Here is a 13,386-nt window from a genome sequence, read left to right on the forward strand (position 1 = left end):
CCGGAGCCCCACACGCTGACCCGACGTACGGCAGGAGCGGGGGACCCACAGGTAAGACGCCTGTTCCGGTTCCCGGAACGGCTTGGGGTTAAGCCGCGCCTCCGCGTGGCCGGGCATCTCCAGTCCGCACCCGACAGCTCACCTCGCAGGCGACGGAGAGGAATTCGCCATGCCCGCGAAGGGTAAGCACCGCCGCCCGAAGTCCCAGCGTTTCACCCGCTCCATCGCCGTCGCCGGAACCGGTGGGGCCGCTCTCGCCCTTCCGCTCATGGGGGCCGCCGGCGCCCATGCCGCCACCCCGCAGTCGACTCCGGAAAAGGCCGTCCAGTCCGCTCCGGCCGCCGGGAAGAAGGCCGCCGAAAAGGCCACGGGCGCCCGCTCGTACACCGTGCGGGCCGGTGACTGTCTCGCGAAGATCGCCGACGAGCAGAACGTCGACGGGGGCTGGAAGAAGCTCTACGCGGACAACCGTGACGCCGTCGGCGACGACCCGTCGCTGATCCACCCGGGGCTGAGGCTGGCGATCGGCAAGAAGGCGGTGAGCGCCCCGAAGGCCTCTGCCCCGTCCGCGCCGAAGGCCTCGGCCCCGAAGCCGTCCGCCGCCGAGTCGGCCCCGAAGGCGGAGACCGCCGCCAAGCCGGCCGCCGCCAAGCCCGCCGCCGAGAGCAACTCCAGTGGTTTCACTCTCCCGGTGACCGGTGCCACCGTCGGTACGCCGTACCACATGGCCGGCAGCATGTGGTCCAGCGGCTACCACACCGGTGTCGACTTCGTCGTCCCGACCGGCACCTCGCTGAAGGCCGTCGGCGCGGGCACGGTCGTCTCCGCCGGCTGGGGCGGCGCGTACGGCAACCAGGTCGTCATCAAGCTCGCCGACGGCTACTACGCCCAGTACGCCCACCTGTCCCAGCTCTCCGTCTCGGCCGGCCAGACCGTGACGGCCGGGCAGCAGGTCGGACTGTCGGGCGCCACCGGCAACGTGACGGGACCGCACCTGCACTTCGAGATCCGCACCACGCCGGACTACGGCTCGGACGTGGACCCGGTCGCCTTCCTGCGCTCGCACGGCGTCTCCGTCGGCTGACCGACCGCACCACCACCCGCCTGACACGCGACCGAAGGCCGGACCCCGATCCCCGGGTCCGGCCTTCGGTGTGTGCGGGTGCTGATCGGGCCAAGGGATCGACAGCGGGCGGCAGTTGGGACAGAGTGATCCCGACCGGAGTGCAAGCGCTTTCTGGAGCCTTCCAGGCGGATCCCCGAGGAGACGTGTCCCGTGCCGACCACTCGTAGAGCGTTCGCAGGCCTGGCCGCCGGAGCCGCCCTGGCGGCCCTCGTTCCGACGGGCGCCGCGTACGCCGCGCCCCGGCGCCATCGCCTCATCGCCCATGACGACTTCTGCCACGGCCTCGGCCAGTGGGCGACCGAACTCCAGGACGGCGGCACCGTCACCGCCTCTCGCGGCGTTCTGGAGATCGACGTGCCGAGCGGGGCGACCGTGTGGTTCAGGCGGCGGCTCGAAGGCCCGTACGTCCTTGAGTACACCGCCACGCCTGTCTCCGAGGGCGGGGTCAACGACCGGGTCTCGGACCTCAACAACTTCTGGAACGCGACCGACGTCCGCTCCCCGGGAGATCTCTTCGCCACGCCGCGCGGTGGGGCGCTGGAGGAGTACGACCACCTGACGACGTACTACGCCGGTTTCGGGGCCAACTACAACACCACGACCCGGCTGCGGCGGTACGTCGGGGAGCCCGGTGTCCGGCCCCTGATCTACGACTACACCGAGCCGCTTCTGGTGCCGGGTGAGCCGAACCGGGTGCGGATCGTCTCCGACGGTTCGACGGTGCGGTGGTGGAACAACGGGAGGCTCGTGTTCGACTACAGCGATCCGGAGCCGTACACGGGTGGGCACTTCGGCTTCCGGACCGTGTGGAGTCACTTCCGGATCGCGGGATTCCGGGTGTGGCGACAGACCCCCCGACATCGCTGACGGGTGGCCTATTCCGGAGTTGGTGAACACTTTAGGAGTGGCTTATCTCACCGTCCGTCAACCCCTTCCTACGGTCGCGTAAGTCACATTCGAAGGTGAATCATGTGCTGCTGTGGCAGACGATTCGAAGAGTGACAGCAGAGCAGTGATCGGGTCGTACGTGGCGGTGGGGGACAGCTTCACCGAGGGCGTCGGTGATCCCGGCCCCGACGGGGCGTTCGTCGGCTGGGCCGACCGGTTCGCCGTCCTGCTCGCCGACCGCCGGCCAGAAGGCGACTTCCAGTACACCAACCTCGCCGTGCGCGGGAAGCTCCTCGACCAGATCGTGGCGGACCAGGTTCCGCGGGCCGTCGACATGGCCCCGGACCTCGTCTCGTTCTGCGCCGGGGGCAACGACATCCTCCGGCCGGGTACCGACCCGGACGAGGTGGCCGAGCGCTTCGAGCGGGCCCTTGTGCGGCTCACCGCCGTGGCCGGCACGGTGATGGTGACGACCGGGTTCGACACGCGTGGGGTGCCCGTGCTCAAGCACCTGCGCGGCAAGATCGCGACGTACAACGGGCATGTCCGGGCCATCGCCGACCGGTACGGCTGCCCGGTGCTCGACCTGTGGTCCCTGCGCAGTGTGCAGGACCGCAGGGCCTGGGACGCCGACCGGCTGCACCTGTCGCCCGAGGGGCACACGCGGGTGGCGCTCCGCGCGGGGCAGGTGCTCGGGCTGGAGGTTCCGGCGGACCCGGAGCAGCCGTGGCCGCCGCTGCCGGCTCGGGGGCCTCTCGAGGTGCGGCGGGACGACGTGCACTGGGCGCGGGAGTTTCTGGTGCCGTGGATCGGGCGGCGGCTGCGTGGGGAGTCGTCGGGGGATCACGTGACGGCGAAGGGGGCGCTGTCGCCGGAGGACATCAGGATGCGGATCGCTTCGGTGGCGTGACGCCAGCGGCTGCGGCCGCCGTTCGCCTGCGGCTGGCTTGTGGGTCGGGGCCGCGCCGGGGCGTGTCCGTCCTCGGAACGGCGCGATGGGGTCACACACCGACTGACTGGCGTTGACGCGCCAACCGCTGCGGGAGGCCCCCCGCCACGTCCCCTTCCGTGCGTGCGCGGCTGCGGGCGTGTCTCGGCTGCTCCCCGACCCTTCCGGCTCAGCCCGTCGACGCGGTCCGCTCGGTCCGACCGCCGCCGAACACCTCCTTGACGAGCCTCTGTGTCGCCTTCTGGAACGGCTCGGCCAGGGACATCGCTGCGTCGTCCACGTAGTTCAGCGCGGCGGTCAGGGTCTTGCTGCCGTCGGGCGTGCTGTACATCAGCGCCGCGTGGCCCGTGATGCCGCCGTTGTGGGTGATGATCGTGCCGCCGGCTTCCGTGTCCTGGACGAACACCCCCAGGCCGTAGCCCGCCTTGGGATGCGACGTGCACATCTCGGCCAGCAGCGGGGCCGGCAGGAGCTTGCCCGCCAGGAGCGCGGAGATGAACGTGTGCAGGTCCTGGGTGGTCGAGATCATGTCACCGCCGCCGGAGATCCAGGAGGGGTTCTGGCGGGTGACGTCCACCGTCTTCTGCCGGCCGTCCTCCTCCTCGTACCGGTAGTAGGCGTGGGCGTGCGGCTCGGGGACCTCCTGCTGGGTGTACGGCGCCACGGTGCCCGACAGTCCGAGCGGCCCCAGGATCCGCCGCTGCATCTCATCGGCCAGTGGGCAGCCGGCGACCTTCTCGATCAGCAGCTTGGCCAGCACGTAGTTGGTGTTGGAGTAACTCCAGTCCGTCCCCGGCTCGAACCGCGCCGGCTTGGACAACGCCAGCCGTACCAGCTCTTCCGGCCGGTAGGTCTTGAATCGGTTGTCCACCCACTCCATGCCGGTGACGGGGATGCCCGGCGCGAACGTCCCGTCGTCGTAGAACTCGCCGGTGAAGTTGAACACCCCGCTGGTGTGCTGGAGCACCATCCGGACGGTGATCCGCCGGTCCAGCCCGAACTCGGGCAGGTAGTCGTCCGCCGGTGTGTCCAGCCCGATCCTGCCCTCGGCCACCAGTTGCAGCACCAGGGTCGCGATGAAGGTCTTGGTGTTGCTGCCGATCCGGCAGTGTCCGTCGGTCGGCGGCTCGGCGCTCTCACCCAGCTCGCCCAAGCCGGCGCTGCCGACCCACTCGCCCTGCTCGTCGTGCACACGCAGCTGCACCCCGGTGAAACCGGAATCGACGATCTCCTGAATGGCCTTCTGCAACTCCGGGCGGTCCGCCATTGTGCTCTCCTTGGGCTCGTTGTTTCGATGAATGGAAAGCTACGTTGCGTTCGCGAGTGCGGCAACGCAGTCGTTGCGTACAGATGTTGTAATCGCTGGTGAAGGCCGAGAAATCGTTGCAATGGCTGTGAAATCAATGCAACGAGTGAGGTCCGATCGTTGCAATGGTTGGACAATTAACGCTATGCTGCCGGCACCCAGGAGCGCTAAGGAGTTCGCTATGCCGGGAGGCAGGCTCACCCAGCAGGAACGTCAGCAGATCGCGCAGGGGCTGGGTGATGGTCTCGCCTACGCGGAGATCGCCAGGCGTCTCGGGCGGCCGACCTCGACGGTCACGCGTGAGGTGATGCGCAACGGCGGCCCGACCGCCTACCGTGCCGACCTGGCCCACCGCGCCACCGAGCGCCGGACCCACCGGCGCAGGCAGGCCGCTCCCCGGGGGGCGCAGGCGCCCGCGCCGGCCCACGGACGTGATGTCGAGGCCGTGCGCGAGTACGAGGAGATGTTCACCACCCTCCTCATGCAGCAGGGCCTGCCCAAGATGATGTCCCGGGTGCTGACCTGCCTCTACACCACCGACGCGGGCAGCCTCACCGCGTCCGAACTCGTCCGGCACCTTCAGGTCAGCCCGGCCTCCGTGTCCAAGGCGGTCGCGTTCCTGGAGAGTCAGGGGCTCATCCGCCGGGAGCGCGGCGAGGGCCGCCGCGAGCGCTACGCCGTCGACGACGACGTCTTCTACCAGTCGATGATCGCCAGCGCCCGGTCCAGCGCCCAACTGGCCGCGGCCGCACGGCAGGGCGTCGGCGTCCTCGGTTCCGACACGCCGGCCGCCACCCGCCTCGAGAACATCGCCCGCTTCGTCGACTTCGTCGCCGAGAGCCTCATCCGTGCCGCAGAGCAGGCCCGTGAGGTGCTCCACAGCAAACCCGAGACGAGCTCAGGCGGCACCGTCGGATAGACGGCTCGGTCAGGGCCGGGTCAAGGCCGCCGATTCCAGGCCCAGTTCGCGGGCCAGTGCTTCCTCGGCCCACTCCTGGGCCCGTGCCCGCGGCACCGCGCCCGGGTAGGACGTCAGCTGGACGGCGAGGCCGTCGAGGAGGGCGGTGAGGCGCAGGGCCGCGCCGTGGGGGTCGGGGCAGTGGAACTCGCCGGCCGCCATGCCCTCCGTGATCACCTCGGCGAGGGCCGCCTTCCACTGCCGGTCGAGGTCCTGGGTGACCTCCCGCAGCGCGGGCTCGCGCAGTGCCGCCGCCCAGCCCTCGATCCACAGCCGCCAGCCCTTGGCCTGGCCGGTCGGGGCGTACCACCGTACGGCCGACCGCAGCCGCCGCAGGGCCGACGTACGGCGGCCGAGCAGCCTGCGCAGATGCGCGAGGTCGGCCTCGGCCGCGTGCCGGAACGCGGCGGCGACCAGCTTCTCCTTCGTCGAGAAGTGGTAGAGCACCAGCGCGTTGCTCACACCGAGCGCCGAGGCCACGTCGGCGATCCTGACCGCCGCCACACCCCGTGCCTCGATCTGCTCGACGGCGGCTCGCAGCAGCTCCCCGCGCCGTTCCGCCACGCTCAACCGGACTCTCGTCACGCCGTCACCCTACACACGCGCGTGCACCCGCTTGACCGGTGCGTTCGGCCGGTACGGCACGGGGCCCGGCACTGTCCCGCCGGCTGTCAGCGGTAGCAGCCGAATCGTTCCGTCATGACCGGCAGCCGGTCCGCCACGAGCGCATGGGCGGCGGCCCGCGGTGTCGTGCCGTCGGCCCGGGCGCGGGCCAGCATCCGCTCGACCAGGGACCGCATCGAGCGGCGTGTGTGCGCGAACGCCTCCTCGGCGTCGGCGCCGATGTCCCCGAACAGCGTCCACCACCACCAGGCGTTCGTCCCGGAGTTGACCACGACGTCCGGCAACACGGTCACCCCACGCGCGGCGAGCAGCGGCTCCGCCTCCGGTCGTACGGGCATGTTGGCCGCCTCGACGATCCAGCGGGCCGTGATCCGCTCCTGGTTCCCGGCGTCGATCGCGTACGAGACGGCCGCGGGCACCAGGACGTCCGCGTCGGCCGACAGCCAGGCGTCGTCCGGCAGTTCGCGGTCACCGGGGCGCAGCGCGGAGCGGTCCACGGTGCCGTGCGCATCCCGCGCGGCGAGCAGTGCCTCGACGTCGAGCCCCGCCGGGTTGGCGATCGTCCCCTTGATGTCGGCGACGGCCACGACCGTGAGTCCCGCCCGGGAGAGGAAGCGCGCGGTGGCCCCGCCCATGGTGCCCAGCCCCTGGAGGGCGACCCGCGTCCCCGCGTGGGGCACCCCGGCGTGGGCCAGCGCCGTGAGGGCCGCCTCGGCGACACCGCAGCCCCCGACCAGCTCGTCCAGGCCGATGCCGTCCACCTCCACCGCGAAGGCGTCCCGGAGCCGCCGCCGGGCCTCCGCCTCGTCGTCCAGCAGCGGGTAGACGGCCTGGATGGAGGAGACCAGCCCCGCCTCGGCCGCGGCCCGGTCCACCAGGTCCTGGGTGAGTCCGAGGTCCTCCCCGGTCGTCCAGAAGTTCTCGATGTACGGCCGCATGGCGCGCAGGTACCGCACCAGCAGCGGGTAGGCCTCCGGGTCGCGCGGGTCGCAGTCGATGCCGCCCTTGGCGCCGCCGAGCGGGACGTAGCGGGCGGCGGGGTCGTAGTGGAGGGCCTCCTTCATGGTCATGCCGCGGGCCAGGCCGGTGACCTCGTCCAGGGTGCAGCCCGGGCGCATCCGCAGACCGCCACTGGCGACACCGCGCACCAGCCGGTCGACGACCAGGAAGCCCTGGCGGCCGGTGAGGTGGTCGGTCCAGGTGAGGGACAGCAGGGGGCCGGCCATGCGGGCTCCTTCGCCGTGATTACTGAATACTGGTTCAGTATCACCGTCATGGGACCCCTGGGCCCCGGTGTTTTTGGAGGGGCCGACCATAATGGAAAGCCTGACCGACTCCACCTGGAGGTAGCGTGGCCGGTTTCCGTTCCCCGAGCTCCGGGCTCCGCGCGTTCCAGCCCGGGGCGTTCGGCGCGGACCCCAGCGGTGAGCGCATGGCGCGCATCCGCAGATCGCCCCACTTCAAGGACGGGGTCTTCCAGAACCCCGGAGGTCCCGCGCGGACCCGGCCCTCGGGCTCCACCGTCGACTTCGCCAAGGTCTTCTTCGACAAGGAGGCCCGGCCCCGCCGTGCCCCGAAGGGCACCGTGCCGGTGCACGCCACCATCCTCGCCGACCTCGCCCGGCCCCCGGCCACCGGGCTGCGCCTGACCTGGATGGGGCACTCCAGCGTGCTCGCCGAGATCGACGGCCGGCGCGTGCTGTTCGACCCGGTGTGGGGCGAGCGCTGCTCCCCGTTCCCGTTCGCCGGGCCGAAGCGGCTGCACCCGGTGCCCCTGCCGCTGGCCGCGCTCGGCCCGGTCGACGTCGTGGTCATCTCGCACGACCACTACGACCACCTGGACATGCCCACCATCAAGGCCCTGGCCGGCACGGACACGCAGTTCGCCGTGCCGCTCGGCGTCGGGGCGCACCTGGAGCACTGGGGCGTGTCCGCCGGCCGGCTGCGCGAACTGGACTGGCACGAGTCGACGAAGATCGACGGCCTCACCCTGACCGCCACTCCGGCCCGGCACTTCTGCGGCCGGGGCCTGCGCAACACCCAGCACACCCTGTGGGCCTCCTGGGTCGTCGCCGGCGAGGAGCACCGGATCTACCACAGCGGAGACACCGGCTACTTCGACGGCTTCAAGGAGATCGGCGCCGAACACGGGCCGTTCGACGCCACGATGATCCAGCTCGGTGCGTACTCCGACTTCTGGCCGGACATCCACATGACGCCTCCGGAGGGGATCCAGGCTCAGCTCGACCTCCAGGGAGGCACGCCCCACGGGGTGCTGCTTCCGATCCACTGGGGCACGTTCAACCTCGCCACCCATGCCTGGGCCGAGCCGGGGGAGTGGACGAAGGACCTGGCCGAGGAGGCGGGACAGGACGTGGCGTTCCCCCGGCCGGGCGAGCCCTTCGAGCCGGCCGGGAAGCTCCCCGGGGAGGCTTGGTGGCGGGCGGTGTCCGCGCCCCTTGTTCATCCGTGGCGACGTACCAAGACGGTGGCCGTCACGCCGGCCGCTCCAGATGATCTCGACCTCGCGGGCGAGAAGTGATGCGGTGGTGCCGCGGCGCGGGCGCGCGCTGTGGTCACGTAAGTCATTCCTCGACCGGCGGAAGCCCCGCCGACCGCAACGCCCTGTTGAGCGGGCCCAGGTCGTAGATCCCCGTCAGGTCGTCCGACGCGAGCAGGTGCAGCCGGGCCGCGTGCCGGGCTTGGGCGCGCAGGGTCGGCGGCAGCGGGTCGTTCGTGAACGTGACCCCCTGCCAGGCGGCGTCGAGCACCGCGGCCGGAAGCGCCTTGCCCGTCAGGCGTTCGAGATGGGCACCCGCCGCGGTCCTGGCTTCCCGGGGATGGGCGGCCATCCAGGTGGTGGCGGCGACGGATGCCCGTACGACCGCGTCGACCACGTCCCGGTGCTTCGCCAGGAACGTGGGTGAGACGATGACGTTCGTCGTGGTGAAACGGCGTCCGGGCCAGAGGTCCGCCTCGTCCAGCAGCACGCGTGCCCCCTCCGCGACCAGCATCGAGGCGGTCGGCTCGGGAACCCAGGCGCCGTCCAGGGAGCCGGAGCGGTAGGCGTCCACCGTGACCCGGTTGTCGCTGCGGACCAGCGAGACGTCGCCCCGGCCGGTCGCCGGGTCGATCTTCCACCCACGGCTCGCCGCCCAGTGCAGGAATGCCACGTCCTGGGTGTTGCCCACTTGCGGCGTGGCGATCCGTTTGCCCTTCACCTCGTTCAGGGAGCGGATGCGGTCGGGGTTCACCACGAGCCGCACGCCACCGGAGGCGGAGCCCGCCACGATCCGCAGCGCGTCCCCGCCCGACCGCAGGAATCCGTTGATCGCGGGTGACGGGCCGGTCCAGGCGATGTCGACGGAACCGGCGTTGAGGGCCTCGATGGCGGTCGGGCCGGAGCCGAAGGTGCGGGGAGCGACGGCGGTCCCCTTCAACTCCCGGGCGAAGAAGCCCCGTTCGAGGCCGATGAGCGCCGTGGCGTGGGTGATGTTGGGCAGGTAGCCGATGCGCACGGTGTCGACGGAGAGCTTGGGGCCACGGGCGGGCGGACCGGCCGCGTCTGCCGCGATCGGCCGGTTCTTTCCGTATCCGCATCCCGCCAGCAGGCTCAGCGCGATGGCGAGCGCCACCGCTGCGAGCAGTCGAGTCAGGGGCGGTAACGGTAACGGGGCAGAGCGCATGGCGGGGTCCTAGAGGTCAGGGGTGGAGACCGGCGGAGGTGCCCGACCGGGGCCCGGCCGCAGATGGGTGAGCAGCAGCCGTGCCGCCCCGGCCGCCTCAGCGTACTCATCTGCCAAACGTGCGCTCAAGAGGAACTCTTCGTCGGCACGGCTGGTCCATGGCAACTCGGCCTCGTCAAGGGTGAGTCGGGCGTTCTGACGAATCAGCCGGATTGATGTGCGTCCACGGGGGCGTCTCGGACAATCGGACGGCGCTCGCAAACTGCAGCGTGCACCTTTCTTCACCGATCGGAATGCCCCCTTCCTCTTATTTGCTGCCGCTAAGAAAAAGTAAACGTTATGAGTGGCGTGAGTGTGCAGGGGTGTCCTGGTGTCGGAGGCGAGGCAATGTTCCGTTCGCCCCACTTTCCTCATAAGGAGCGCTTATCTGTGCCGCCAGAGTGGTGCGGGCGTCGATGGTGGAACTTTCTTGGCTGAAAGGCGCTCTGGACGGATGGGGTGGAAGTTTCTTTGGTTGACATTGATGTCAAGCAGTTGCAACGATTTGATCAACATTAGAGTCAGAGTTGTCAGCTGAGTGCCAAAAGGTATCGGCGGACAAGTGAGGGGATGACTGTGCAGCAACAGGTTCCGGATGTCGGCGGTATGCGGGCGGAAAGAGTCGTCGTTGTCTCGCTGATGAAATCCGGCACCCATCTCGTGCAGGAACTGATGCTGGCTCTCGGCTACAAGATCTACGGTCAGTCCAGGATTCCGCAGGAAATCCGGCCCGTTCTGTCCGACGCGACCCGTGACCGGGTCATGCGCATGGTGCACGGCGACCAGGCGGCCGACGCCCTCAAGGTGCAGGGCGAAGAGGCCTTCCGGACGGGCTCCGACCAGGCATGGGAGGCGCTCGGCTGGGCCTGGCAACAGCGTCTCGGGATGCCTCTCGTCAACCGCTACGGCGCTCAGCTCACTCATACCGACGCCGTCGATCAGGCCCTGCGGCGCACCTCGGGCACACCTTTCTCCGCGACGCCGGAGAACACCTGCTGGATCATTCCGGAACTCGACATCAAGAGGGTCGACGGGAAATTCATCGAAGAATGGACCCGGACCGGCGAGCCGCGGATCCTCTTCATGTACCGCGACCCCCGCGACATGGTCCTGTCGATGGTGAACTTCCTGCTCGGTAAGACCGTCCAGGGATTCGGCAACTTCAGTGAGTTTCAAGTTTTCAACAACATTCTGGCGGCCAAGGGCTCCTTGGAGGAGCGTCTTCTTTACGCGCTGTCGGATCCGGCCTTCCCGGGCAGCGGTGATCACGAGCGGATGCTCTGGCTCCTCAACCATCCCAAGGTCTGCAACATCTCGTTCGAGGAAATGGTGGGCCCGCAGGGCGGTGGCTCGGCCGAGGCCCAGCTCGACGCCGTACGGCGCGTGATCGAGTTCGTCGATGCCGACGCGGACCCCGAGAAGACCGCTGACGGGATCTTCCGCAGGGACTCGTTCTCCTTCTTCAAGGGCCAGATCGGCAGCTGGCGGGAGGCGTTCACGCCCCGGGTCGGGCAACTGGCGCAGGAGCGCCTGGCCAAGGCCCTGGAGCTGTACGGCTACCAGGCCTGAACCGTCCCCCAGAACCCTCCCCCTGGGCCGTCGCCCGCGGGCTCTCGTTTCCTCGCACGCCGAACCAAGGAGCTCCGAAGCCGCATGACAAAGGTCACCAGCCGGCCGCGCACCCTCGTGCTCGTGATGAGACGTGGGCTCAGTACGTCGCCGGACCACGTTCAGACCATGCTCGACCTGGACATACGGACCCACCTCCTCACCGTTGACACGGAGCCCTGGGCGAACGATCCCCGCTTCGCCTCCGTGCGCCGGCTCCCGCACGACTCGGACCAGCGTGACTTCGTGAAGGCCGCCGTCGAGACCGCCCGGGAACGCGGTGCCTCGGCCGTCGTCACCTTCATCGAGCCGGACATCGAGATCGTCGAGGAGGCCAACGCCGAGCTCGGCCTCGACTGGGCGATCCCGGAGAGCGCCCGCATCTGCCGCGACAAGCATCGCCAGCGGGTGTTCCTGGCCGAGCACGACATCCCGTCGGTCTGGTTCCACCCGGTTACCGACATCGAGTCGGCCGTCGAGGCGGCCACCGCCCACGGACTGCCGCTCATGGTCAAGCCGACCCGGGCCGCCGCCAGCGACTGTGTCGAACTCGTCGGGGACGCGGACCGGTTGAGGGCCTCCCTCAAGGTGATCCAGGGCTACATCGAGAGCGGCCGCAACTTCTACTTCTCCGGCGCCCCGGAGTCCTGGGCGGTCCTGGAGGAGTACCTGCCGGGCGAGGAGATCACCCTCGACGGTGTCGTACTCGACGGGCAGTTCATCCTCGGCGGCGTCCACAACAAGAAGCACTCGACCGGCCCGCACTTCGAAGAAGACCTGTACACGCTGCCGTTCAAGACCCCGGAGCGCGAGGACGAGGTCGCCGGCATCGCCGCGAGCATCACCCGTGCGCTCGGCGTGCGGCACGGCCTGTTCAACGCCGAGATGCGGCAGGACGCACAAGGCCGGTACCGGGTTGTCGAGTTCTCGATCCGCGTCTCCGGCGGCCATGTCTACCGGCACATCAAGGACGTGTACGCCATCGACTTCGTGCGCATGTTCCTGCGCGCGGCGTGCGGCGAGAGCGTCGAGGACATCCTCGCCCAGGAGAACCAGAAGCAGCCGCCCCGGATGACCGTGTGCGCCAAGGTCGTCTACCGCAACGGCCGTGTCGTGCGCAACAGCGTGGGCGAGGCCATGCACTCGCCGTACTTCCGCACGTACTTCCCCGTGGCCAAGCCCGGCACGGACGTCGTCTCCGGTGAGAAGGGCTTCGACTTCACCGGCCTGCTGTCGGTGTGGCACCCCTGGCAGCCCGGCCAGGACCCGGCCGTCGTCCACGACGTGGCGCGCTCCCTCGCCGAGAAACTCGACGTGGAAGTGGTCGACGCCGGCGAGGCGCAAGGGCTGACGGCCCAGTGAGGACGACGCGCCACCGCAGACGGTGCCGGGCCGTCGGCGGCGCGATGGTGCCGGTGGCCCTCCTCATCGCGTCCTGCGGTGGGCAGGGCGCCGAGAAGGCCGCGTCGCCCCTGGTCAAGAACGTCACGCTGGTGAAGTCCGGGAAGTTCGTGGTGTGCACCAACGTGCCCTACGAGCCGTTCTCCTTCACCCGGAACGGCAAGGTCGTCGGCTTCGACATCGCGCTCATGGACAAGGTGTCCCAGCGGCTCGGGGTGAAGCAGGAGATCGTCGACATCGACTTCGACCCGATCCGCAGCGGCGCGGCCCTCAACTCCGGCAGGTGCGACGTCGCGGCAGCCGGCATCACGATCACTCAGGAGCGCAGGAAGAACGTGGCCTTCTCGGACTCGTACTTCGACGAGGCGCTCAGCCTGATGAGCCCCGCGGGCAAGCCGGTGGCCACGCTCGACGAGGCCAGGGCCGGCAAACTGCGCGTCGGCGTGCTGACCGGCACCACGAGCATGAAGGCCGCGGTGGACGAGGGCATCGAGCCGCAGGAGTACAAGGACTCCGGCAAGCAGCTCACGGCCCTGCGGTCGGGCAGCGTCGACGTCATCGTGCAGGACCTCCCCGTGGTCACCAGCTGGCTCAAGAAGCCCGAACTCGCCGGGAAGTTCACCGCCGGACAGCCCATCAGCACCGGAGCGCACTACGGCTTCGTGGTGAAGAAGAAGGGCAGCGAGGACCTGCTCAAGGTGATCAACGACGTGATCGCGGACGCGAAGCAGGACGGCAGTTACGCCCGTCTCCACCAGAAGTGGCTCGGCGTCGCACCCGAACACAGCACGACGTCCTGAG

12 protein-coding genes and 1 riboswitch are annotated in these 13,386 nt (G+C 69.7%); of the genes, 8 read left to right on the plus strand and 4 right to left on the minus strand.

The window, feature by feature from the left end:
- The first annotated feature begins 3 nt into the window (after nt 1-3).
- Nucleotides 4-165: riboswitch (cyclic di-AMP (ydaO/yuaA leader) on the plus strand.
- Nucleotides 166-169: 4 nt separating this feature from the next.
- The 3 genes from QF034_RS35320 (at nt 170) to QF034_RS35330 (ending at nt 2,924) form a co-directional block, all read left to right on the plus strand.
- Nucleotides 170-1,084 carry a M23 family metallopeptidase gene (locus QF034_RS35320; protein ID WP_307178734.1) on the plus strand — a complete coding sequence of 305 codons (915 nt, stop codon included), beginning with the start codon at nt 170-172 and terminating at the stop codon, nt 1,082-1,084.
- A gap of 192 nt (nt 1,085-1,276) precedes the next feature.
- The gene (locus tag QF034_RS35325; protein ID WP_307178735.1) at nt 1,277-1,993 is read left to right on the plus strand and encodes a DUF6250 domain-containing protein; all 717 of its coding nucleotides are present in this window, start codon (nt 1,277-1,279) and stop codon (nt 1,991-1,993) included.
- A gap of 145 nt (nt 1,994-2,138) precedes the next feature.
- A complete protein-coding gene (locus QF034_RS35330) occupies nt 2,139-2,924 on the plus strand; it encodes an SGNH/GDSL hydrolase family protein (protein ID WP_307180056.1) in 786 nt (261 codons plus the stop codon).
- Nucleotides 2,925-3,132: 208 nt separating this feature from the next.
- Here QF034_RS35330 and QF034_RS35335 read toward each other — a convergent pair whose 3' ends face one another.
- Entirely contained in the window at nt 3,133-4,230 is a 1,098-nt protein-coding gene (locus QF034_RS35335) for a serine hydrolase domain-containing protein (RefSeq protein WP_307178736.1), read from the minus strand.
- 220 nt (nt 4,231-4,450) lie between these two features.
- Here QF034_RS35335 and QF034_RS35340 point away from each other — a divergent pair, with 220 nt between their 5' ends.
- Nucleotides 4,451-5,188 (plus strand): helix-turn-helix domain-containing protein, encoded by a 738-nt coding sequence (locus QF034_RS35340; RefSeq protein WP_307178737.1) that lies wholly within the window; start codon nt 4,451-4,453, stop codon nt 5,186-5,188.
- Nucleotides 5,189-5,197: 9 nt separating this feature from the next.
- Here QF034_RS35340 and QF034_RS35345 read toward each other — a convergent pair whose 3' ends face one another.
- Both QF034_RS35345 and QF034_RS35350 read right to left on the minus strand, forming a co-directional pair.
- The gene (locus QF034_RS35345; RefSeq protein WP_307178738.1) at nt 5,198-5,812 is read right to left on the minus strand and encodes a TetR/AcrR family transcriptional regulator; all 615 of its coding nucleotides are present in this window, start codon (nt 5,810-5,812) and stop codon (nt 5,198-5,200) included.
- Nucleotides 5,813-5,898: 86 nt separating this feature from the next.
- A complete protein-coding gene (locus tag QF034_RS35350) occupies nt 5,899-7,077 on the minus strand; it encodes a glutamate dehydrogenase (RefSeq protein WP_307178739.1) in 1,179 nt (392 codons plus the stop codon).
- 125 nt (nt 7,078-7,202) lie between these two features.
- Between QF034_RS35350 and QF034_RS35355 the strand changes: the two genes are divergently transcribed.
- A complete protein-coding gene (locus QF034_RS35355) occupies nt 7,203-8,393 on the plus strand; it encodes an MBL fold metallo-hydrolase (RefSeq protein ID WP_307178740.1) in 1,191 nt (396 codons plus the stop codon).
- Nucleotides 8,394-8,436: 43 nt separating this feature from the next.
- Here the strand turns inward: QF034_RS35355 and QF034_RS35360 are convergent, their stop codons facing one another.
- Entirely contained in the window at nt 8,437-9,537 is a 1,101-nt protein-coding gene (locus tag QF034_RS35360) for an ABC transporter substrate-binding protein (RefSeq protein ID WP_307178741.1), read from the minus strand.
- Between the two features lie 609 nt (nt 9,538-10,146).
- On the opposite strand from QF034_RS35360, the gene QF034_RS35365 reads away from it, so the two are divergent.
- From QF034_RS35365 to QF034_RS35375, 3 genes are all read left to right on the plus strand, one after another.
- The gene (locus QF034_RS35365) at nt 10,147-11,145 is read left to right on the plus strand and encodes a sulfotransferase family protein (RefSeq protein WP_307178742.1); all 999 of its coding nucleotides are present in this window, start codon (nt 10,147-10,149) and stop codon (nt 11,143-11,145) included.
- Nucleotides 11,146-11,229: 84 nt separating this feature from the next.
- Nucleotides 11,230-12,546 (plus strand): ATP-grasp domain-containing protein, encoded by a 1,317-nt coding sequence (locus QF034_RS35370; RefSeq protein ID WP_307178743.1) that lies wholly within the window; start codon nt 11,230-11,232, stop codon nt 12,544-12,546.
- A complete protein-coding gene (locus QF034_RS35375; protein ID WP_307178744.1) occupies nt 12,543-13,385 on the plus strand; it encodes an ABC transporter substrate-binding protein in 843 nt (280 codons plus the stop codon). Before QF034_RS35370 ends, QF034_RS35375 begins: the two co-directional genes overlap by 4 nt.
- Nucleotide 13,386: the final 1 nt, after the last annotated feature.

The sequence above is a fragment of the Streptomyces africanus genome (assembly GCF_030816955.1).
Lineage (GTDB): Bacteria > Actinomycetota > Actinomycetes > Streptomycetales > Streptomycetaceae > Streptomyces > Streptomyces africanus.